This is a genomic window from Chryseobacterium elymi, from assembly GCF_003385495.1.
Classification (GTDB): domain Bacteria; phylum Bacteroidota; class Bacteroidia; order Flavobacteriales; family Weeksellaceae; genus Chryseobacterium; species Chryseobacterium elymi.
Genome location: NZ_QNUH01000010.1, coordinates 116,773 through 138,382 on the forward strand (window position 1 = coordinate 116,773; position 21,610 = coordinate 138,382).

General features: G+C 36.5%; 22 protein-coding genes and 3 tRNA genes. 1 reads left to right on the plus strand and 24 read right to left on the minus strand.

Annotated features, from left to right (window positions below):
* Positions 1-97: 97 nt before the first annotated feature.
* From DRF60_RS13060 to DRF60_RS13175, 24 genes are all read right to left on the minus strand, one after another.
* Positions 98-1,096, minus strand: a complete 999-nt coding sequence (locus DRF60_RS13060) for a terpene synthase family protein (protein ID WP_123902686.1) — start codon at positions 1,094-1,096, stop codon at positions 98-100.
* 769 nt (positions 1,097-1,865) lie between these two features.
* Entirely contained in the window at positions 1,866-2,204 is a 339-nt protein-coding gene (locus tag DRF60_RS13065; protein WP_116012472.1) for a hypothetical protein, read from the minus strand.
* A 277-nt stretch (positions 2,205-2,481) separates the two neighbouring features.
* Positions 2,482-3,051, minus strand: coding sequence for a site-specific integrase (locus tag DRF60_RS13070; protein WP_317125828.1), 570 nt, complete (start codon positions 3,049-3,051; stop codon positions 2,482-2,484).
* Between the two features lie 88 nt (positions 3,052-3,139).
* Positions 3,140-3,214, minus strand: a complete 75-nt coding sequence (locus tag DRF60_RS21900) for a hypothetical protein (RefSeq protein WP_394337462.1) — start codon at positions 3,212-3,214, stop codon at positions 3,140-3,142.
* 505 nt (positions 3,215-3,719) lie between these two features.
* Positions 3,720-3,793 (minus strand) — tRNA-Asp (locus DRF60_RS13080).
* Positions 3,794-3,825: 32 nt separating this feature from the next.
* Positions 3,826-3,899, minus strand: a tRNA-Asp gene (locus DRF60_RS13085).
* A gap of 32 nt (positions 3,900-3,931) precedes the next feature.
* Positions 3,932-4,005, minus strand: a tRNA-Asp gene (locus DRF60_RS13090).
* 133 nt (positions 4,006-4,138) lie between these two features.
* Positions 4,139-4,456, minus strand: coding sequence for a thioredoxin (gene trxA, locus DRF60_RS13095; protein WP_034741495.1), 318 nt, complete (start codon positions 4,454-4,456; stop codon positions 4,139-4,141).
* 85 nt (positions 4,457-4,541) lie between these two features.
* Positions 4,542-5,717, minus strand: coding sequence for a cysteine desulfurase family protein (locus tag DRF60_RS13100; RefSeq protein ID WP_116012474.1), 1,176 nt, complete (start codon positions 5,715-5,717; stop codon positions 4,542-4,544).
* A 2-nt stretch (positions 5,718-5,719) separates the two neighbouring features.
* Positions 5,720-6,184, minus strand: a complete 465-nt coding sequence (locus DRF60_RS13105; protein ID WP_116012514.1) for a hypothetical protein — start codon at positions 6,182-6,184, stop codon at positions 5,720-5,722.
* A 24-nt stretch (positions 6,185-6,208) separates the two neighbouring features.
* Positions 6,209-6,796: an HAD family hydrolase gene (locus DRF60_RS13110; protein WP_116012475.1), complete on the minus strand. Its 588-nt coding sequence runs from the start codon at positions 6,794-6,796 to the stop codon at positions 6,209-6,211.
* 5 nt (positions 6,797-6,801) lie between these two features.
* Positions 6,802-7,527: an SDR family NAD(P)-dependent oxidoreductase gene (locus DRF60_RS13115; protein WP_116012476.1), complete on the minus strand. Its 726-nt coding sequence runs from the start codon at positions 7,525-7,527 to the stop codon at positions 6,802-6,804.
* A complete protein-coding gene (locus tag DRF60_RS13120) occupies positions 7,527-8,846 on the minus strand; it encodes an FAD-binding oxidoreductase (RefSeq protein ID WP_116012477.1) in 1,320 nt (439 codons plus the stop codon). The genes DRF60_RS13115 and DRF60_RS13120 overlap by 1 nt, the downstream gene beginning before the upstream one ends.
* On the minus strand, positions 8,843-9,730 hold the full coding sequence (locus tag DRF60_RS13125; RefSeq protein ID WP_116012478.1) for a decaprenyl-phosphate phosphoribosyltransferase: 888 nt from the start codon (positions 9,728-9,730) through the stop codon (positions 8,843-8,845). The genes DRF60_RS13120 and DRF60_RS13125 overlap by 4 nt, the downstream gene beginning before the upstream one ends.
* Before the next feature lie 109 nt (positions 9,731-9,839).
* The gene (locus tag DRF60_RS13130) at positions 9,840-10,529 is read right to left on the minus strand and encodes an OmpA family protein (protein ID WP_116012479.1); all 690 of its coding nucleotides are present in this window, start codon (positions 10,527-10,529) and stop codon (positions 9,840-9,842) included.
* A gap of 25 nt (positions 10,530-10,554) precedes the next feature.
* Positions 10,555-11,046, minus strand: a complete 492-nt coding sequence (locus DRF60_RS13135) for a lipocalin family protein (protein WP_116012480.1) — start codon at positions 11,044-11,046, stop codon at positions 10,555-10,557.
* Between the two features lie 124 nt (positions 11,047-11,170).
* Positions 11,171-12,853: a S8 family serine peptidase gene (locus DRF60_RS13140; protein ID WP_116012481.1), complete on the minus strand. Its 1,683-nt coding sequence runs from the start codon at positions 12,851-12,853 to the stop codon at positions 11,171-11,173.
* A gap of 96 nt (positions 12,854-12,949) precedes the next feature.
* The gene (locus DRF60_RS13145) at positions 12,950-13,564 is read right to left on the minus strand and encodes a WbqC family protein (RefSeq protein ID WP_185144591.1); all 615 of its coding nucleotides are present in this window, start codon (positions 13,562-13,564) and stop codon (positions 12,950-12,952) included.
* Between the two features lie 54 nt (positions 13,565-13,618).
* The gene (lepB, locus tag DRF60_RS13150) at positions 13,619-15,265 is read right to left on the minus strand and encodes a signal peptidase I (RefSeq protein WP_116012482.1); all 1,647 of its coding nucleotides are present in this window, start codon (positions 15,263-15,265) and stop codon (positions 13,619-13,621) included.
* A gap of 130 nt (positions 15,266-15,395) precedes the next feature.
* Positions 15,396-16,097 carry a 4-hydroxy-tetrahydrodipicolinate reductase gene (dapB, locus tag DRF60_RS13155; protein ID WP_116012483.1) on the minus strand — a complete coding sequence of 234 codons (702 nt, stop codon included), beginning with the start codon at positions 16,095-16,097 and terminating at the stop codon, positions 15,396-15,398.
* 67 nt (positions 16,098-16,164) lie between these two features.
* The gene (locus DRF60_RS13160; RefSeq protein WP_116012484.1) at positions 16,165-16,821 is read right to left on the minus strand and encodes a DUF5683 domain-containing protein; all 657 of its coding nucleotides are present in this window, start codon (positions 16,819-16,821) and stop codon (positions 16,165-16,167) included.
* Positions 16,822-17,712, minus strand: coding sequence for a ParB/RepB/Spo0J family partition protein (locus DRF60_RS13165; protein WP_116012485.1), 891 nt, complete (start codon positions 17,710-17,712; stop codon positions 16,822-16,824). It abuts the gene before it with no gap.
* 71 nt (positions 17,713-17,783) lie between these two features.
* Positions 17,784-18,557 (minus strand): ParA family protein, encoded by a 774-nt coding sequence (locus DRF60_RS13170; protein WP_116012486.1) that lies wholly within the window; start codon positions 18,555-18,557, stop codon positions 17,784-17,786.
* Between the two features lie 167 nt (positions 18,558-18,724).
* Positions 18,725-19,567: an energy transducer TonB gene (locus DRF60_RS13175; protein WP_116012487.1), complete on the minus strand. Its 843-nt coding sequence runs from the start codon at positions 19,565-19,567 to the stop codon at positions 18,725-18,727.
* A 389-nt stretch (positions 19,568-19,956) separates the two neighbouring features.
* On the opposite strand from DRF60_RS13175, the gene DRF60_RS13180 reads away from it, so the two are divergent.
* Positions 19,957-21,558, plus strand: coding sequence for a hypothetical protein (locus DRF60_RS13180; protein ID WP_123902687.1), 1,602 nt, complete (start codon positions 19,957-19,959; stop codon positions 21,556-21,558).
* Positions 21,559-21,610: the final 52 nt, after the last annotated feature.

The following is a 21,610-nucleotide window of genomic DNA, read 5'->3' on the forward strand; positions in this document are numbered from 1 at the left end:
GAGGACTATATTTATATGATCTTGGTTATTTACAATAGAAATATATAGCTAGAGGTTTTCATAGTTCAGTTTTTATTGCACTTTGAAAGTCTTACTACTATATTTGGTTGAGCTTTTCTTTTAATTCTGTTGCATTTGGGAATTCCATAGCATTGTAACGGTCAAGTTTTGTTGATATATTTTTCCATCCGCTCAGTACCATGCTCATATAATGTACCCAGTTTACCACAGCATCGTGCCAAATCCCGAAGTCAGGCAGAGAAGCCTGCAGGGTCACGAATTCTTTCAGGTCTTCATTATGAAGACGTAGATCTTCCAGACAGGCATCTTCCAGCGAGACTTGGTATTCGTGTTGGATTACTTTCACTATATTATAATAAATACTTCCTGTCGCTTCATCTTTTTCTACCGACTGCACTTCGTTAAAATAAGTTACCAGATGGCAGGCCAATGCTTGCAGACGCATGATCACCGGATGTTCATGTATCTCCGGAGGCAGAATGATACCCGTTTCCACCTCTGTGAGCTGCAGAAAGGGATACAGACAGATCGAATTTTCCCTTAAAGCAATACATTCTGTTATCGTGGGGAACATTTTGTTTTCTTTGTACCGGAGCTCGGCTTCCAGCCCGGTAAAATATCTGCTGATCATTTTTGAAAAGCGAGCGATTGATTCCTGAGGAATAAACTGAAGCAGCTCCTGCCTTAGTGACTCTAGCATTGCCCCCAAAGGTATCCCTGATTCTGCAGCGCTTATTTCTCCATTGAGAACTGCAACCGACTGGGTATGTATCTTTTTAATGTCACAGGATACACTTTCCTCATACAGGTCATCATTGTACAGCGTCCACAGCATCAGTCTGCAGATAGGTTTGAACCGTTCAACGGGTGCTGTAGGAAACCATTGTGCGGCAATATGCGCCGTTTTAGTTTTCTTATATTTTTTACGAAGACCAGGATTCTGTTCATAAAGCCACAGATACTCCCCATCGATCCATTGGTTTTCGGTAATTTCCTGCAACTGATCTGCATTGGGATTCTTTAATGTAGGGAACGGGTAATTAAATTGTTTGTTAAGTAGTTCAAGTGTGTTCATGGTTTTATTGTTTTTTAATTTCACATAAGAATAAGATTTGTCTGTAAAATTTAACAGAATTAACCGTTGGAAAACAAGGTAATAGTGTTTATGAAGATGTATTAAAAAAATATAGGAATACCTATTTTCATTGACGGAATGTCTGCTTCTAAAATGCAGTACAATGTATAATTTCATCCTTGAAAGTCTCGAATAATCGGTGGCATAGAGACAATTGTTTAGAGATTTCAAGTGGGATGCTATCAGTGAATAATCGACTTTGTATTTATACAGGTAATTTTACTATCTATATGAATACATACAGGTATTGAAACCGTAGAAGGTTTACCTTTCTATTGGGTAGGAAATTTTCATATATTATAATTTGGTGATTTCTCTGGTTCTTAGTTTAAACTAAGTTAAAAAAAAATTGAAACCGCCCAATTTTTATTCACGAAAATATGATATTAACTAACAACAGCCATACATCATACATCAATAAAGGATTAAAGATTCAGGGAAAAATCAGTTTATGTGTGAAATTCGAATTTTATTGTTTTTTTGTTCCCCTTTTTTAGTCCGTTTTTGAATAGAGAATTGTAATTTTCTAAAGATATTTATTTACGGATGTTTTTTTTGGTAATTATTAAAATCCTAATATAACTTAGATGCACTGTTGCTTGATTTTAGATTAAATAATAAATATCACTACTTATAAACGGTGTGTGAAATTTATAAATCAAGAAATTTTTCCATTTTTTTAAGCTGAGACAATTAAACATATAACGTACTAAAAAATATCTATTTCAATATCTATTTCTATTTCCTTTATTTTTACATTCTCTGCAGTCTCAAATTCAAATTTACCTTTTGCAGCAAAGGCTTTATTATAAAATTCATTCAGGCCGTTATCACTTGATCCTAATGTTACATTAGAAGAAAAAAAACCATCACTAACCAAAAAGGTTCTATTGGGAATATCGACCCGGACATCTGCAGGATTGATCTCTGCTTCCCAATGGCTACAGACATAATTTTCTGACTGTGTATTATATAATACATTATTCCATGTATCATAATCATTGCTTAATTTTTCAGCAATCTGGAATTTAATTATATCAATTTCCATAGTTAATAGTTTTTGGTATTAACAAAAATACGAAAAATATGATCCGAAAATACTATATCTGAATAGCCGGAAAATTGGACAACGTGATCTGAGTTACTTCTTTCTCTACAACTTAAGAAATTAAAAAGCAAAAAGCCTTTAAATAATTCAAAGTCTTTCTTGTAATATGAAACCTGTTTAAAATTATTTAATTAGAAAAGTTCCGAGAAAAAAGGAAATTAGTATAATATTTTAAAGCAAATGAACAACATTTTTATGAATGCACTACGGCTTTAGATTAAACAATCTTATCAACAAATTTCTGCCTCAAAGACATCATGTCCTCACTCACTTTGCTATCCAGTATTTTCGCATAATGCTGGGTCGTTTTAATATTTTTGTGCCCAAGCATTTTACTTACACTCTCAATGGAAACTCCATTGGATAAAGTGACAGTTGTGGCAAAAGTGTGACGTGCTATATGATAGGTTAATTCTTTGTTGATACCACATAAATCTGCAATCTCTTTCAAATAAGCATTCATTTTTTGATTACTGAGAACAGGAAGCAATCTGCCTCTATTTATACAAGTCTGGTGATTTTTATATTTCTCAATAATGCATTCGGCTTGGGTAAGCAGAGGAATGGTAGAAGTTGTTTTCGTTTTTTGGCGTTTAGTGAAAATCCATTTATTACCATCTAATCCTATATTAACATTTTGGGTAGTCAGTTGTTGTGTATCTATGTAAGCAAGACCTGTAAAACAACTAAACAGGAAAATATCCCTTACTTGCGATATTCTTTCATTTTTGAAATCTTTTGTACTAAGAATTTCAATTTTCTGCTCATTCAAAAAAGATCTGGTCACTTCGTTAAATTTGGAAGTATAATTAATGAAAGGATCCTTATCTATCCAGACATTACCCAAACAAATTCTAATAATCTTTCCAAAATTCTTACCATATTTTAGAAGTGTGTATGGAACGTTTTGTACTTATCTCGCATATTTTACCATCAATTGTAATTCTCAAATAAACGGGAGCCTCTCCTACCGAGTTTACTTTGGACTTTTAAGATAAAAAAAGTAAGTTGAATGTCTTGTTCATTTATTTGGCTTTTTTAAAAGTTTAAAATTAATTTCAGTAAAACTCATTAACAAGATATTCACTTTCTGAACTGGTTTATGAACGGATGTTTCTAAACATTCAGTGACCATATAAATCAAGTTCGGCAGATCACTGCTATGGGTCACTTATAGATTGTCAACTTTATAAACCGTTTAATCAAATTTGGTAGTGACCTCTTTTAGCCAAACTTGACAAGTCACTGGCGTAGGTCATTTTTAAATTGCAAATTTTAAAAATTTACCAATTGAATATTTAATTTTATTCATTGACCTCTTAAAACCAGATGTCTTAGGTCAACGAATAGGTCACTTTTATATTGTTAATATTTAGCCCTATTTGAAGGCACAAAACAAAAAATGCTTTAAAACATATGTTTTAAAGCATTTGTACTATTTTGATTTAATAGTTGCGATCCGGACGGGACTCGAACCCGCGACCTCCGCCGTGACAGGGCGGCATTCTAACCAGCTGAACTACCGGATCAATTTTTTTAAAAGAAATTGACAAAACTTCTGCGATCCGGACGGGACTCGAACCCGCGACCTCCGCCGTGACAGGGCGGCATTCTAACCAGCTGAACTACCGGATCTAATTTTTTTAAAAGTAAATTATAAACTTTTGCGATCCGGACGGGACTCGAACCCGCGACCTCCGCCGTGACAGGGCGGCATTCTAACCAGCTGAACTACCGGATCATTTTCTGTTGTTGTAAAGAACGCTGTTTCTTTTTTGTGATTGCAAAATTACACCTTTTTTCATTACCTGCAAATTATTTGTAAAAAAAAAGCCTTCCAAAACCGGAAGGCATTCATTATCAAAGTTATTTTTTTACAAGTGTGCGCTTAATTTTTCAGCGATTACTTCTTTTGGAGTCACACCTACTAATTTATCAACCACTTCACCGTTCTTAAAAATCAGAACTGTAGGGATATTTCGGATGCCATACTGCATAGAAATCTCCTGATTGTTATCTACATCAACTTTTCCTACCACTGCTTTTCCTTCAAAATCTGATGCTACCTCTTCGATGATTGGTCCTAAAGTTCTGCATGGTCCGCACCATACCGCCCAGAAGTCTACCAATACCGGCTTATCTGATTTTAAAACCGTTTCCTGAAATGAGCTGTCCGTAATTTCTAAAGCCATTTTGTTTCTTTTATTTAAATTAATATTATATTCTTATTTCAATCCTTAATTGGATATTCAAAATTACGATATTTAAGCAATAAGACTATCTATGCTCAACATTTGTTTTTTCTATAACAAAATCTTTTGAAATTTCTTCCAAAGCTTCTGCCAAGGCATCTATCTCTGCTTTTGTCGTCATATGGCTGAATGAAATACGTAATGGCGTACAATGATCCATTTCATCCTCTGTAAGTACCATCATCATCACCATGGAAGGTTTCGATGCTCCCGAAGAACATGCGCTCCCCTGCGAGATTGCAATTCCCTTCATATCCAGTTGAAGACCTATTAAAGGGTTCTTGTATGGAAGTAAGGCACTTAAAACCGTGTAAAGGCTGTTTTCCTTCTCTGCACTTCTTCCGTTGAATTTGATACCCGGAATCACAGCAGAAAGTCTCTCTATCGCATAGTCTTTAATCTCCTGAATATGGTTGGTATATTCTTCCATATGGTTTAGAGAAAGTTCCAATGCTTTACCAAGGCCTACGATACCACTTACGTTCTCTGTTCCGGCTCTCAGGCTTCTTTCCTGGGGTCCACCTGTAATGATTCCCTTCATTCCGGTTGCTTTTCTGATAAAAGCAAAACCTACTCCTTTCGGTCCATGGAATTTGTGGGCACTGCATGAAGCAAAATCCACCATGATATCTGAAAAATCCAGATTCATATGTGCCATTGTCTGTACCGTATCTGAATGGAAAAGAGCATTATTGGCTTTACAAAGCTCAGCAATCTTTTTAATATCTATGATATTTCCAATCTCATTATTAGCATGCATTAAGCTTACCAGGGTCTTTTTACCCGAAGCTTTTAATAATTCTTCGAGTTTATTAAGGTCAATATCACCTTTTTCATTAGGACGGATATAATTTACCTCTACTCCTTTTCTGCTTTTCATATCCAGAATACTCTCAGAAACACATTTGTGCTCCAGCGGAGTACTGATGATCCTTTCCACTCCAAGGTGTTCCACACTGGATTTGATGATCATATTATTTGATTCTGTTCCGCAAGAGGTAAAAATGATCTCTGCAGGAGTTACATGAAGATAATCAGCAACCTGTCTTCTCACATTTTCAATAAGGATCTTCGCTTCCTGTCCAAAACTATGGGTAGAAGAAGGGTTTCCGAAATTCATTTTCATGGTACCAACCATGGCATCTATGACTTCTTCTGAAAGAGGAGTTGTTGCCGCGTTATCTAAATATATTTTGTTCATTTTTATTTTGAATATTTTAATTCTACTGAGGTAAACTGATAATCTGAAGGAACGGTAAAAATAAACCATGGGGCTGAAAGCATCTGAATTTCCATTCCGCCTGAAGGTATTTCAGGAACCTCCACATAAAGGATATTGTTTTTCACAGTGATACTTTTAATCGTATCAATCGTGTGGCTTCCCGATCTGAAGCTGCCCATATTATACAGAACTACTTTTTTGTTTTTTGGAAATTCCGGATAATTTATGGATGGTTCTTTGCCCAACTCAACAAGACCGAAACTTCCTTTGATGACATTAAGGAATTCCTGTTCATCCTTAATGATCTTAAATCCGGCTTTGTCCGTGCCGCCTTGTGCCTCGGAAACAAGCAGTTCAGTATTTTCCTGCATCCCTGATAATTTTTGAGACGGCGTTGCTGCACAGCTCATAATGATTGCAGTACATAAAATAAGCAGTCCTTTCATTTTTAAGATTTTTATCATCCAAAATTAGTGAAAAAATTGGTAATGACCTTCATTTGCCCATTTCAGCATCTGACGGTCCCCGGAAGTATCTCCGAAAGCGATAATTTTATCATATTTAGAATCACTTATCTCTGCTTTTATTCTTAACAGTTTCTCCTTTCCATTGCAGTTTTTACCAATGAAATTCCCCGTAAAAATGCCGTTTTTAAACTCTGCACGGGTGGATACCAACTCCATTTTCAGTTCTTCTGCAAAAGGTTTTACCCATATATCCAGAGAAGCAGTTACCAATATGCTCTGTGTATTATCCCTATCAATATTCTTTATAAAGTCAAGAGCATTTTCTCTTACAATCTTTGGATAATGTTGTTCAAAAAACTGTTTGGACTTCATCTCGATCTTTTCCTGTGTCTGTCCTTTCAGAATAGATCCTATAAAGCTTTTCTTTACCTTTTCAGTCTCGGCAAGCTTCAGTTTCAGGAGGATAAAAAGAGGAACATGTCTTAAAAATTGTATCCGGAATTTGGTAGAATCATAGAATTTAAGATACATAAACATTGTATCTTTATAGGTCAGGGTTCCGTCAAAATCAAAACAATACAATTTTTTCATTTTCACTAAAGCTTTAATTTCTTAAATATAAATTCAGGTATATTCCTGATAATCACCATAATAATACTCCATACCGGCAAAACATATGCCACATTCTTCTGCTTTTTAAACGCTTTGTAAATGCAGTCTGCAGCCTGTTTTGGTGTTGCGGTCAGTTTCGGATTCAAAGGCAGTCCTTCGGTCATTTTTGTAGCCATAAATCCAGGTTTTATGGTAAGAACATGTACTTTTTTCTCAAAAAGATAGTTACGGAGCCCACTAAGATACGCTGTAAAAGCCGCTTTTGCACTTCCATAGATGAAATTACTCTGCCTCCCACGGTCTCCTGCCACTGATGACAGTCCGATGATGGTTCCTGATCTTCTGCTTTCAAACTTCTGGGCAAAATAGTTCATAACGGGAACCAGCTTTGAATAATTGATGCTAATGACCCTTTCTGTATTCCTGTTATCATAAAGACCTTCTTCTGTTCCATCTCCCAAATATCCTGCAGCACAAAATAATACATTTGAAATGACATGATCAAATGTATTATAATCAATCTCCTTCATCAGATCAATTTCAATCACTTCAGACTGCTGAAGAAACTTTACATCAATATGCCTTGCGAATCTTTCAGTAGTTTCTTTATTTGAAGTAAAAAGATAGATTTTTTCAAATTTTTCTCCTTCCTGCAGAGCCTTTTCAACAAAAGCCTGTGCCACCTCAGATGTACTTCCCAGAACTATCATTATGAATTGTTATTTATGATTCGTTTGTGCTGTAAAGACACAAATTTTGAACTTTGAATGTTTTTAAGATAATTCGTGAGTGAAGATCTGCTCATGCTGTCTTTTGTCAGATAGATTCTTCCTCCGAACTGCTGCACAATATTATCTAATTTCTCAACAAGTTTTTCCAGCTTTGAATTGACCTTAAAGTCCAGGGCCAGCGTATAGCCTTCAAACGGAAATGAATTATAAGCCTCCGGATTGTTTTTCCCGAAAAGTTTCAAGACAGCCAGAAACGAACCATTCCCACTTGCTGCAATAGTTTCAAGGATCTGTTTCATTCCTTCTTTACCTGTTTCTTTCGGAATCACCATCTGGTACTGGATGAAGCCGGCTTTTCCGTAGATCTTATTCCAATCGTTGATAGCATCCAGAGGATAAAAAAATGTTTCATAATCAACGAATGATTTAACTTCTTTTTTTGCCTGTTTTTTGTAATACAGGAGATTGAAGATCTTCACGGTTAATGCATTCAGCACAAAGCCCGGAAAATAAAAAGGAACTGTGGGCTGTAATTTTTTCTTAAGTCTTAGTGGCTGTTTTGCCATATTTTGTGGAAGCTCGTGCTGAAAAGCGTGCTCGCCTCTCATTAAAATGCTTCTTCCTAAATTTTTGCCTTTCTGAAGACAGTCGATCCATGCTACTGTATACGTCCAGTTTTCGCTTTCTTCAAAGAGTCTGAAGATTTCGTCCAGATTCTCTGCTTTTATGCTTTCCTGACGGATGTAAGCGGATTCTATATTTTTAAGCTTAAATTTTACAGTAAGAATAATTCCGGTAAGTCCCATTCCTCCAATAGTAGCCCAAAATTTATCTGAATTTTCTTCTCTGGAACAGGTAATGATATTTCCGTTTTCCGTCATCAATTTAAATTCAGTGACATATTCTGAAAAACATCCTTCTGCATGATGGTTTTTACCGTGAACATCGGAAGCAACAGCTCCTCCCACTGAAATAAATTTCGTCCCGGGAGTTACATAAAGAAAATAGCCCTGTGGTACCGAAATTTCAAGTACATCCGAAAGCAATACTCCGGATTCACATTCTATAATACCATTGAGACGATCGAAACTGATAAACTTATTTAGTTTTTTGGTAGAAAATATAGTTTCTCCCAGAGATGCATCACCATAGCATCTTCCGTTTCCTCTTGCAATAATTTCGTTATGATTGAGTACAAATTCTTTTATTTTTTTGAAGCTGTCCTCAGATCTCATTTCTTTTTCTACCACCGGGAAATTGCCCCAGTTTGTAACTTTTTGTATGAAATTTGGCTTCATTTTTTAAAATAAATCTGGATTAGGAATGCGGCTACCCAAAGTATTAAAGTGATCTGGATATATCGGTCTCTGTAAACAATTTTTGTAGGAGATTCTGTTCTGTTATATACTAATGTCTGCTGAAGATATCTTAAAAAAGCAAAGACTACAAATATGACGGTATAAAAAACTCTCTCATGAAACCGTGCCTGAACTTCAGGCGAAAGGGTAAACATAAGATAGCAGACAATGGCTAATGTAACCGAAATAGACAATGCAATATCTGCAAACTGTACATTATATCCGTCCAGTGCTTTCCTAGTTTTCCCGGAAACCTGAGCATTAATGAGCTCTCCTCTTCTTTTTCCGATCGCTAAAACCAGTGCCAGCACAAAAGTCAGTAAGATGGCCCACTGGGAAATACCAATTCCCGTAATGTAACCTCCCGCTAAAACTCTAAACACAAAACCTAAAGCAATAATAAAAATATCAATGATCGGAACATGCTTAAGTTTAAAGGTATAAGCAAGGTTGACTGTAATATATAATCCAATGATTGTAGCAAATTTCCATAGAGGTTCATGAAAATAAAGGCTGGCAAGAAGCACAAGGGCAGTATCAACGACAATAAGCCCTGTAAGAATTCCCAAGGCTTTGGCTTTTGAAACAGCTCCGCTTGCCAGAGGCCGCCTTCTTTTCTCAGGATGCTTTCTGTCTGCCTCAATATCATTATAGTCATTCAGGATGTAGACAACGCTCGCTGCAAGGGAAAAAATAATAAATGCAAAAATACTTTTATTAAGTAGGTTCAGATTTGTAATATTTCCGGAAAAAAACAGAGGGACGAAAACAAACAGGTTTTTCACCCATTGTTCTACACGGAGAAGTTTAAAGTATTTCTTCATTTATGCTATTTCGGTTACAAAAATAGTGAATTCAAAGTTTAACACCATAAAAATACAAAAAAAACCGCCGAAGCGGTCTTTAACGAAAATATTTATATAATAAGATTAATTATTGCCCTTGCTTGGCTTCGTTAATCATTTTTTCATTAGCTGTAATGGCAAATTCCACTCTTCTGTTTTTAGCTCTTCCTTCGTCTGTATCGTTGGTAGCCACAGGCATAGCTTCTCCTTCACCTTTTGTGAACATTCTGCTGGAAGCAATTCCTTTTCTAGATAAATAAGTTTTTACAGCATCTGCTCTTCTTTGAGAAAGAGAAAGGTTGTAAGCATCTGCTCCTTTACTGTCTGTGTGGCCGTAGATATTGATATTCGTATCAGGATTATCAACAAGAACTGTAGCTAGCTTATCCAGGTTGGCCTGAGCAACAGAAGTTAAATTCGAAGAGTCAAAAGCAAAGTTCACAATGCTTTCATTCATGGTAATTTTAATACCGTCTCCTACTCTTTCTACTTCAGCTCCAGGTAAAGTTTCCTTAATTTGCTTAGCCTGCTGATCCATTTTATTACCGATTACGTTACCCGCAACACCACCGATAATACCTCCCAATACTGCTCCTAATGCTGAATTTTTACCACTTCCTACATTATTCCCCAAGATACCTCCGATCACAGCTCCTGAAGCAGCACCTACTGCCGTACCTCTCTGCTGATGATTAGAATTCTGAACAGCTTCACAGCTTGTTAGCAATAATGCTGATGATAAGAAAAGAGCGCCTATATATGTTTTATTAAATTTCATTTTTTTGATATTTTATATTGATAAATTATTTCATTCCTGTTCTCTGGAAGTTGTAAACAACCTGTACTGTGCTTCCGTCAAACGGTACACTCTGTACAAGTGAAAACTGATCTGTAGACTGGTTAGTAATCATTAAAGAGTATCCTACAGTATTTTCTTTAGCTTTAGTTCCCTCAGCGATTTTTTTAAACAAGAAAGTATTGCCATCTTTTACTTCAAATTTAATTGGACGTGTAAGGCTTGGACAAGCTCCACCTCCGTTTAAAGTATAGGCACCGGTGTAGTTATTTGGAATTAATCTCCAATGACTTCCTACAAAACACTGGGCATCTGCACCTTCATCAAAAGGTTTGATTTTAAGCCCTTTTTCATAGTCTACGCTTACAATCTGCCAGTCGCCCTTTAACTTTAAGTATTCGACTCTCTGGTTTTGTGATGTTTCTGCTTTTTTCACTGAGGAACAAGACACTGCAAAAAGTGATGTTCCAATCATCCCTGCAAGTAGTAACTTTTTCATTTTGTTGTTTATTATTTTGTTATTATAAAGTTACAAAAAACCGTGCCAAATTGAAAAATAAAAACAAAAAAAGTCCGAAAATTTCGGACTTTAAACGCTTTCTCCTTATATACAGGAAGATATATTATTTTTTAACAGCCTTTTTTACGGATTTCGCAGGTTTATTGCTGCCTGAAGATTTTCCGTCATAGAAATTAGTATAGGCATATTCTGCAGCCTTTTGAAGGTCTATAACACCTCCTGCCTGAGAATAATCAGGGAATTTGTTATCTGCATTAGAGTTGCTGCTTTTTACCAATGCTTCAATAATCTGGTAAGGCTTCAAATTAGGCATATAAGCAAGTAGTACCGCTGCGGCTCCGGCTACTACCGGTGATGCCATGGAAGTTCCCTGAAGATATTTGTATTCATTTTTAGGGACTGTAGAATAAATTTCTTCACCCGGTGCGAAAACATTTACCATTTTTTTATTGTAGTTGGAGAAATTTGCTCTAAGCTCGTTATTTCTGTTGGTACTTGCTCCCACAACCAATACGTTGTTTACAAACGGTTTTTCATCTGCAACATTTTTAAAATTGGTAGGGAAAGCGAGGTGCTCAGCTACATCCTCATTTTCGTTACCGGCTGCTTTTACTAAAAGCACACCTTTGTCCTCAGCATATTTGAAGGCATCCCATACTACATTTTTACCTGGAGACACCGGTTTTCCGAAACTCATGTTTAGCACTTTTGCTCCGTTATCCACCGCATATCTGATAGCGTTTGCAACGTCTTTATCTCTTTCGTCTCCGTTAGGAACGGTTCTTACAGACATGATCTTAGCTACTTTGGAAGCTATACCATACTGTATTTCTTTGCCCTGAGGAAGACCGGCAATGATTCCCGCAACGTGTGTTCCGTGTTCGGCATCTGGTCCCTCATAGTTATTATTCCCATAATTTTTCTCAGAATAGTCATCATAGTTATCTCCTACTATTTCTTTTCTTGGCTCATAGCTCAGATCGTATTGCTTGGACTGCGGGGTAAAATGATCAATGGCTTCTTTCATTTGCTCCTTCATCAGCTTTTCGAAATCTGCAGAAGATTTTCCTTTGAATTCAGGATTTTGAGAAACCTGACTTAAAACATTAAGAGCAATAGCATCTTTCTGATCTGTAGGCGGTTTAATTCCCTGCAAAGTTTCTGCAGTAACAGGCTTACCTGCCAACAGCTTTACCATATTGGGAATGATACTGTTTATCATTGTGTACGTCTGCAGGTTTTGCTTTGCTTCTATACTTTTTTTGCTGAAAAGCTCTTTAGACTTCATATACATAGCAAACTCTTCGGGCATTTTCGCTTGGTTCGCTTTGTTTTTTACAGAGTCATCACCTTCGAAAACAGATTTATACTTAGCAACGACTCTTGTCACCTCCATATTGTCGATATCAATGTCGCCATTTTTACCGCCGATAAAGTTCCAGCCGTGGATGTCATCAATATATCCGTTTCCATCATCATCTTTTCCGTTTCCGGGAACTTCATTAGGATTAGACCATACATTTTTTACAAGACCAGGATGATCAACCTGAACACCACTGTCTAAAACTCCTACAACAACAGTTTTTGGCTTAAGGCCTTTGGATTCTAAATATTTATATGCATTTGCCGTATTTACTCCGTATACTTTTGTTGCAGAAAAATCTTTATGATACCAAGTCATCAGATCTTTATCTTCTTTCGGGTCAATGCTCTTAGCCTGTGATTCCTGAGCATAAGAGAAACTAAAGCCTGCCAGAAAAACAGCAGCTAATAATACCTTTTTCATATGTTGATATTTATTTTTTTAGAGTCATATGCAATCGCCATTTTCATTGGTTTATTTTCATAGAATTTTGTTAATGGCAATTTCATATTAATATAATTATTTAATATTTTTTATATAAGTCAAAGATTCAGGGCCTTTGTTACAAATGAGATCCAAAACCGATAAATCTTCTAAAAATCCCAGTTTATCAGAGAATGTCTGGTAATATTCCTCCATATGAAATTCTGAAGGATGCTTAGCCGAGAATTTCTCTCTGAAATTAATACTTTCAGGATTTTTGATATATTCTCCATTCAAAGACTGTGCCTTTTCTGTTTTAAGAATCTGCTGTATGATTTCTAATCCTTTAAGGTTGAAATCAAGAAGAAATTTTTCTTTCAGGTCATATATTTTTCTGAATTTATCTTCATAATATTCAAAATAGGGAGAGCTTTGATAAGCTGTCTTAATAGACTTCCAGTGCAAATTTCTCCAGTCTTCCCTATATGAGATCTCGATATCTTTAAATTCTCTTTTTCCATTATGATTGATGGGAATTATTAAGGAAAGCTTCCCGTTTGCTCCATAGATATTGGCTCTGTTCCTGTAGGTCTGTTTAGGAAAATTTTCAAACTGTTCAAATATAATCTCATTCTCAGGATTTAAAAACACTGAAAACCATGAAATCGGGGGCATATAAAATACCGGCAATAATACATTCGTCATATTCATGATGCAAAAATGAAGCATTTTTTCAAATACTTCATTCTATTTTTTAAGTTTAAATTATACTTCGTCTTCTGTTTTTTTCTTTCCGAATAGTTTCATAAAATACTCCCATCCGAAGAACAGTATAAGGATCATTACAGCAACCCACCAGTATGAAGTTTTATTAACTTCTCCTGTATTTGTTGCTTTAAACATTCTGTCCCATCTTATTTTTTTAGGAGCCTGATAAGTTGAGCTTGCATCAGAGAATGCTCCCTGTATACTCATCCAGGTAAACATAGGCTTTCCTACAATGTTTTCTTCCGGAACAAAACCAAAGAATCTTGCATCTAATGAAGCATCTCTGTTATCACCCACCATCATGTAGTAATTCTGTTTAATGGTATACTGTGTTGTTTCTTTACCATTGATAAAAATCTTCCCGTTTTTATTTTCCAGACTGTTATGTTCGTATTCAGAGATAATCCATCTGTATTCTGGCAGAGTTTCCTGATTAAGTGTTACCACATCTCCTTTTTTAGGAATTTTTAAAGGCCCGTACCAATCCTGGTTCCATGGTTTGTTCACCGGGAAGATCGACTGCGTGGTATCTATTTTTGTTTTTGCTTCGTCTCTGTAATATAACGCTGCTTCCCCTTTAGCCGTGACATCCTCGTTCATATCGATGACCTGAGGAAGCTGTTTTATTTCCTGAGCAGTTTTATCTGTCAGTCCCTGAAAAGCATAAATGTATCCTTTTTCTCCCTGAATTTCCTGTACCGGAAGGAATCCGTATGTATTATACAATGCAGGAATATCAAGCTGGCTTCCGGTATTTACAATATATCTGTGCTGTACTTCCTGATCTCCTAAAACCATTTCAGGTTTTCCGTTAACAAAAAGTCTCCCGGCTCTCATTTCAAAGGTATCTCCAGCAACAGCTACACATCTTTTAACGTATGGATCTTTTCTGTCGATCGCTGTATGCACAGAATCACGTGGATAGTTGAAAACAACTACATCATTTTTCTGAGGCTTACTAAACTGAAAAATTCTTGTATAAGGAAGTTTTATGCCATCAGCATATGATTTGGGGTCATCTTTTGGATTTCCTTTCTGTCCTGTATCCATAATGGTTCCCTGAAGGAATGGTATCGCTACAGGGCGCATGGGCATTCTGTATCCATAGCTCCATTTGTTCACGAAAAGGAAATCACCTACTAAAAGTGTTCTTTCCATAGATCCTGTAGGAATCCCGAACGGCTGCGTTACAAAAACGTGAATAATGGTTGCAAAAACAACTGCAAAAGTAATAGATCCTATGAATGTATCTTTCTTTTTTGCATTTTTCTCTTCGTCCGTAATGAACAGGTCGTTGGCATTTTCGTCTTCTATTTCTACGTCTTTAGAATAGTTCACCGTTGCCATATAGATAAATGGCAGAATCACGGTAAGCAATTGATGCTGAAAAAGAGTTTTCCCAAATTTTTTCATTAAATAAATATGGAAAACAGACATCATAATGGGTCCCACTATCGGAAGGTAAGACAGGATAGCCCACCATTTCGGGTGTTTTGTTTCTTTTAATATAATGAAGTAATTATAGAAAGGTATAAATGCCAATAATGGACTATACCCCATTTTTTTGAACAGCTTCCAAGTGGAAATCCCCATCAGTACAGACAAAATGAGAACATATACTGTATAAGTTAAAAAATAATTCATAGTTTTTTGTGCCTATTCTAAATATATAAAATGATAATGATGAGTAATAAATGATCACAGCGTTGTGCTATCTATAATTTACTATTCATCATTTTTTTATTGGTATGCAATTTAAAGAATTTGTTACAAACTAAAGCCCTAAAACGTCTTTCATGGCGAAGTTTCCTTTTCTATCTTTAATCCATTCTGCAGCAACTACAGCTCCGAGCGCGAACCCGTTTCTATTGAAGGCTGTATGTTTTATTTCAATTTCATCAACTTCACTTTTATAATAAACGCTATGGGTGCCGGGAACCTCATCTTCGCGGATGGCAAAGATTCCCAGTTCCTGTCCCTGGGTTTCTTCCAGTTTCCAGGCGTTAAATTTAGGATTATTTTTGATGATTCCCTCGGCAATGGAAATTGCTGTTCCGCTGGGAGCATCTTTTTTATGGACATGATGAATTTCTTCCAGCTGGCAGGAGTATTCATCCACATTTTTCATGATATTGGCCACTTTTTCGTTGAGGGCAAAAAATAAATTCACGCCCAAGCTAAAATTGGAGCCGTATAAGAATGCACTATCGTTGTCTACAGCAATTTTTTCAATTTCTTCTTTTTTCTCCAGCCAGCCTGTAGTGCCGCAGATCACGGGTACTTTATTTTCAAGACAGGCTTTGATATTATGGTATGCTGCCTCTGGCAATGAAAATTCAATGGCAACGTCGGCATTATTAAGGTTTTCAGCTGTTGGAGTTTCTTTGAGGCGGGCTACTACTTCATGACCTCTCTTCAGTGCAATCTCATCAATAATCTTCCCCATTTTACCGTATCCGACTAATGCTATTCTCATGTGATATCTTATTTATTATGGTCTCAATGAACTTTACAGTCCTGATGAGCTTTATTCAAAGTTTATTTTAAAATCTATAGCTTAAACTTAAGCCTGTTTTAGGGTTTGAAAATCCGTACTGATCCTGAATTACCGTAGGATTGAAACTAAGATCCGGATCATGACGGCTTTCGTAAAGATGCGCATCCACCACGGCATCTACAATATTCAGGATATAGATGAGACCTGTAATGGCGATAGCATAATCTCTCTGTCTTTTATATCTGTCCTGAGCATTTCCAAAAGCTTTTTTATCAAGCCAGGGATGGCTGTCTACAAATTCATTGGGTGTTCCGTTAAGTTTTGCCACGTAATATTCCCTGTACTTTTTGTACTGGTTATTGCTCCAGATGGTATATCCGATACCTGCTCCTACAGCTCCCCAGACAATAGGGATTTTGATATATTTTTTATTATAATACTGGCCTAATCCCGGAAGAACGGCAGAATACAGCCCGGCTCTTGTAGGGTTAAGCTTAATGGTTTTCTTAGTAGGTCCGTTTGCATTTTCAAGATCTTCAATGATTTTGGCTTCCGATTTTACCGTTTTTGTAGGTTTTACAGTTTCAGTAACAATCACACTGTCTTTCGGAGGAGGTCCTAGACGAACGGTGTCGCCGGGAGTCACCTGCGGGTAAGCAAAAGCAAAAATGCTCAAAAAGAATGTGAAAAATAATTTCTTCATTTATTTAATATGAGATAAAATATATTCCAGTTCTTCTTCATTTTTGAAGTCCAGGAGAATTTTACCTTTTTTCCCGTTTCCGGAGGTTTTGATTTCTACTTTTACGTCTAAAATATCAGCGATGGTCTTCTGCGCTCTTTTATAATTGTTAGAGAGTTCAGTATTAACTTTTTTCGCTGCCGGTGATTTAGGATTCTTCAGTGCTGCAGCAGCCTGTTCGGCCTGACGTACATTGAGTTTTTCTTTGATGATCAGATCAAATAGAATCTGCTGATGTTCTTCACTTTCAAGACTGATGATCGCTCTTCCGTGTCCTGCAGAGATCTCACCGCTTCTGATCGCATTCTGAATATCAGGATTCAATCTTAGAAGCCTGATGGAATTGGTAATGGTGCTTCTGTCCTTCCCTACTCTCTGGCTCAGATTTTCCTGGGTAAGGCCAATCTCATCCAAAAGTCTCTGATAGGTCAGAGCAATCTCAATAGCATCAAGATCTTCTCTCTGAATGTTTTCAACAAGAGCCATTTCCAGAAGCTCCTGATCGTTTACCAAGCGAATATAAGCAGGAACGGTCGAAAGACCGGCAATTTTACTTGCACGGTAACGTCTTTCCCCTGATATGATTTCGAATTTTTCTCCGTCTTTCCTTAAGGTAATCGGTTGGATCACCCCTAAGTTTTTGATTGAGAGAGCAAGTTCGTTTAACGCTTTTTCATCAAAGTAAGTTCTCGGCTGGGTCGGATTCGGATAAATATCTTCAAGGGCAACCTCTACGATATTCCCAACAAATTTATCGGCTCCTTCATCAGTTGCGGAGTTGATACTCGCTTTGGATTCAGCGCTCAAAATGGCGCCCAAACCACGTCCCATAGCTCTTTTTTTGTCCTTCATATATATAATTGATAAATGATGATTGATAAGTGATGGTGATCATTCACTTATAGGGTCCATTTATTATTAAATTAATTTTTTACTAAATTTTCATTCTTAAGCAAAACTTCTTCTGCCAGCTGAATATATTGGATGGCACCTTTACTTTCTGCATCGTAGTTAAGGATACTTTCTCCAAAACTTGGCGCTTCACTCAATCTTACGTTTCTGCTGATAATGGTTTCAAAAACCATGTCAGGGAAATGTGAATTCACTTCTTCGACCACCTGATTAGATAATCTTAATCTGCTGTCGTACATAGTAAGAAGAAGACCTTCAATACCAAGGTCCTTATTATGGATCTTCTGTACATTTTTGATAGTATTCAATAGCTTCCCCAATCCTTCTAATGCAAAATATTCGCACTGAATCGGAATGATCACAGAATCTGCTGCAGTAAGGGCATTAACTGTAATAAGTCCTAAACTCGGCGCACAATCTATAATGATATAATCATAATCATTTCTTACTTCTGTCAATGCTTTCTTCAGCATATACTCGCGATTTTCTTTATCCACGAGCTCAATTTCCGCTGCTACCAGGTCAATATGTGATGGGATGATATCCAGATTGGGAGAAGCAGTTCTTTTGATACAAGTTCTTGTATCTGCACTGTGCTCCAATAAATTATATGTAGAGTACTGAACATCTTCCACACCAAGCCCAGAGGTTGCATTAGCCTGTGGATCTGCATCAATAATGAGTATTCTTTTTTCCAACACCCCTAATGCTGCCGCCAGATTTACAGCTGTGGTAGTTTTTCCTACTCCTCCTTTTTGATTAGCGATACCTATGATTTTTGCCATTATTAGAACTTTAGGTTTCAAAAATACACTTTTTTCTTTGCTCTGTATGAATGGCGAAATTCAAAATTGAGTTAAAGTATTGTTAATAAACAGTTTAACAATTAAAAAAATTATCCACAAAAAAAAATTTTTGTGGATAACTATTTTAAGATTTGTTTTTATCTCAATTATTCAAAGTTCATAGAGATTGGAAATTTGAAATAACTTCTTACGGCTTCACCTTGTTTATTTAAACCAGGTTTCCATTTTCCTTTGATATATTTAATGGTTCTGATAGCTTCATTATTAAACTCTGCATTCGCTCCGTTTGCTTTTATCCCGGAAATGGTTCCATCAATCTCAACTACGAAAGTAATTGTTGTTTTCATTACTTCTTCTCCTTCAAACCCTGAACCGTCAAAATTATTCATCACCTTATTTCTGAAAGAGTTAATTCCTCCTTCGTAAGCTGCCTCAACAGCCAAGTCTCCTCCACTTACAATTTTATTCTTGTCGAGTGGTACAACGGTTGGAACAACTGTAGTAATAGGTCCAGTTCCTATAACCGGAGGTTGCGGAAGATATCTATCAGGTTTTACTGGATCTCCTTTAAAATCATCTACTAATCCGGGAGTTGCATCTTGGGGTTTAGTTTGTTTAATTGGTTCTATTGCATCAGATTTAGGCGTTGGAACAGAACTATCAAATTGTCTCGTATTTGGAGGTAAAACAGGTTGAACTGGTTTTATAATTTCAACAGGCGGCTTTTCTATTTGATCCACTTTTTTTAGTTTAATAACTATTGGCGGACCATCGGTAGGGGTATGTATAACTGGAGCCTCATTTGTAAATGCCGATATCACAAGCGGCGTTATTGAAATAGCAGCCAATAAACTCACGCCCACAAAAAGCGCTTTGGTTAATAACCTATCTGATTCATTTCTTAATGCATAGGCACCGTATTCTTTGTTCCGGTGCTCAAAAAGAACTTCGTTGAAACGAAATTCCTGATTTTGATTTAGGTGTTTCATCACTATTAAATATTTAAACTGTTAAAAAAATCAGTGATTATTAGTTTTAATGTGTTCTTATCGATAAGTATTGTTTCGATATCAAAACATCTGCCAAAATTTTATCAAAACATCAATATTTTAAAAAAAATTATAACAATATGTAAAATTTAACATTCTAATCAGTTAAAAATATTCAAAAACCAACAGAAACTCATTATATTATCCGCAAAAAACCAATCATTATTTACAAAATACACATCATAAAATTAAAAACAGTAAAAACCACATTAAAAAACAGGAAAAACACTGATGAATTAATTGCAATACTGAAATACATTTGTACCATACAAAATAGGGGACGCTGAAAACCAGAAAGAGTAAGCACAGAATTAAAAAAACTTATAATTATGCCAACTTTAACTCAAGACGCAAAAACAAATTCATTGATGAGTATGCTTTTAAAGCAGGTCTATGACACTGTAACCAATGGGGGAAATCCCGAATCTTTAGGGACTGATGATTTCATTGCCTTTGATCCGGTAGGGATTACACTTTCAGAAGATACTTTCGATTATGCACTGAACGGTCTTTTCGGAGATGCTCCTTCACCAAAGCCAATGCTGGACGGAACAGGAAAACCTATCCTGGATGCCAACGGAAATCCGAAAATAGATATGGAAGCTTACCAGACAGCCTTATCTAACAGTAAATTCAAAAAATACCTACAGATGGAACAGTTTGCAGCAATGACCGATGCTATTCCATCACAACTTCCACCGCTTACGGAAGACGGAAAAGGGAGAGCGATTACCATTATGAACGATTCACAAAAGAGAGTTTCTAAAGTATATGAGGATCTTTTGCAGTGGTCTGTGGTTGTAGATACAGATTTTGATCAAAAAGTAGAAAAAAAGCTAGACTCTCTAAGAAACAAATTATTCAAAATAAAGAAGGTAAAGAATCCTGATTTTGATGAGAATGCTCCGGTAGATGATTTCAACAAACCTGAGCTGATCCACACTTTTGTGGCACCTACCTATGCAAAATATGTAGAATACCAGATGAAGTATTATGATATCGTGGATGCAAACAACGAGATCAGAACTGCCGCAGATAATGGTGATACTGATGCCATGGCAAAATTATCCATTGACGGGAAAAACATGAAAAAGCGTGAAGATGCAGCTTTAAAGGCATGGCAGTCTTTAGGATACAAGGAAGCTGTGGAGAGAATTCAAAATTATCTGAGCGAGATTGAAGAGAAACACATGCTTGTGATCAAGAAAAGAATTCAGGCGGAATTCAGGAATAGCCAGAGAACCAGAATTTTAGATTACACCAATTACTCTCCATGTATTCCGGTAGCAGCCAATGCGTTGAGAGAATCAAAAGGATGGCCTGAAATCTCTATTTCACAGGGGAAATCCAATTACGATTATTCTAAATCGATTCATAACTGGGGAGCTGCAGGAGGCTTCAGCATGGGATTATTTTCCATTGGAGCAAAAGGTGGAGGGAAAAATGAAAAAACCCAGATAAAATCCGATTATACGAGTATGGATATTTCTTTCAAAGTAGGAAAAGTAAGGGTGGAAAGAGGCTGGTTCAATCAGCAGTTCATAGAATCTAAATACTGGAAGCTTCACGAACAGTCTCCACAAACCCTGAACGGGGATATGATCAGCGATGGAAAAGGCAAAGGACTTATGCCGTCTATCATCACGGAACTGATTATTGCTAAAGACGTCTCTCTGAACTTTAAAAACAGTAGCTCAGCATACACTGAAGCTAAAAACTCCATAACGGCAGGCGGTGCCGTAGGAATAGGACCTTTCGTGATCGGAGGAAACTACAGCTATGACAATCAAAATGTAAAATCCAGCTATGAATGGGAAGGCAAAAAGCTGACCTCAAAAGGAATTTACATCATCGGTTATAAATGCCATATCGTACCAAAATCTCCAAACCCGAATCCTGAGATTAAAAAATGGGCGGACGGAAAATCATAAACAGAAAGGAAGTCTGAAGCCGGAAGAAGGAAGTTACTGAGTACCAAGATGC

Bases quoted from the DNA above. Each gene is read 5' to 3' on its own strand.
- DRF60_RS13060 (WP_123902686.1), bottom strand. From the start codon at position 1,096: ATGAACACACTTGAACTACTTAACAAACAATTTAATTACCCGTTCCCT.
- DRF60_RS13065 (WP_116012472.1), bottom strand. From the start codon at position 2,204: ATGGAAATTGATATAATTAAATTCCAGATTGCTGAAAAATTAAGCAAT.
- trxA (WP_034741495.1), bottom strand. From the start codon at position 4,456: ATGGCTTTAGAAATTACGGACAGCTCATTTCAGGAAACGGTTTTAAAA.
- DRF60_RS13100 (WP_116012474.1), bottom strand. From the start codon at position 5,717: ATGAACAAAATATATTTAGATAACGCGGCAACAACTCCTCTTTCAGAA.
- DRF60_RS13105 (WP_116012514.1), bottom strand. From the start codon at position 6,184: ATGAAAGGACTGCTTATTTTATGTACTGCAATCATTATGAGCTGTGCA.
- DRF60_RS13110 (WP_116012475.1), bottom strand. From the start codon at position 6,796: ATGAAAAAATTGTATTGTTTTGATTTTGACGGAACCCTGACCTATAAA.
- DRF60_RS13115 (WP_116012476.1), bottom strand. From the start codon at position 7,527: ATGATAGTTCTGGGAAGTACATCTGAGGTGGCACAGGCTTTTGTTGAA.
- DRF60_RS13120 (WP_116012477.1), bottom strand. From the start codon at position 8,846: ATGAAGCCAAATTTCATACAAAAAGTTACAAACTGGGGCAATTTCCCG.
- DRF60_RS13125 (WP_116012478.1), bottom strand. From the start codon at position 9,730: ATGAAGAAATACTTTAAACTTCTCCGTGTAGAACAATGGGTGAAAAAC.
- DRF60_RS13130 (WP_116012479.1), bottom strand. From the start codon at position 10,529: ATGAAATTTAATAAAACATATATAGGCGCTCTTTTCTTATCATCAGCA.
- DRF60_RS13135 (WP_116012480.1), bottom strand. From the start codon at position 11,046: ATGAAAAAGTTACTACTTGCAGGGATGATTGGAACATCACTTTTTGCA.
- DRF60_RS13140 (WP_116012481.1), bottom strand. From the start codon at position 12,853: ATGAAAAAGGTATTATTAGCTGCTGTTTTTCTGGCAGGCTTTAGTTTC.
- DRF60_RS13145 (WP_185144591.1), bottom strand. From the start codon at position 13,564: ATGAATATGACGAATGTATTATTGCCGGTATTTTATATGCCCCCGATT.
- lepB (WP_116012482.1), bottom strand. From the start codon at position 15,265: ATGAATTATTTTTTAACTTATACAGTATATGTTCTCATTTTGTCTGTA.
- dapB (WP_116012483.1), bottom strand. From the start codon at position 16,097: ATGAGAATAGCATTAGTCGGATACGGTAAAATGGGGAAGATTATTGAT.
- DRF60_RS13160 (WP_116012484.1), bottom strand. From the start codon at position 16,821: ATGAAGAAATTATTTTTCACATTCTTTTTGAGCATTTTTGCTTTTGCT.
- DRF60_RS13165 (WP_116012485.1), bottom strand. From the start codon at position 17,712: ATGAAGGACAAAAAAAGAGCTATGGGACGTGGTTTGGGCGCCATTTTG.
- DRF60_RS13170 (WP_116012486.1), bottom strand. From the start codon at position 18,557: ATGGCAAAAATCATAGGTATCGCTAATCAAAAAGGAGGAGTAGGAAAA.
- DRF60_RS13175 (WP_116012487.1), bottom strand. From the start codon at position 19,567: ATGAAACACCTAAATCAAAATCAGGAATTTCGTTTCAACGAAGTTCTT.
- DRF60_RS13180 (WP_123902687.1), top strand. From the start codon at position 19,957: ATGCCAACTTTAACTCAAGACGCAAAAACAAATTCATTGATGAGTATG.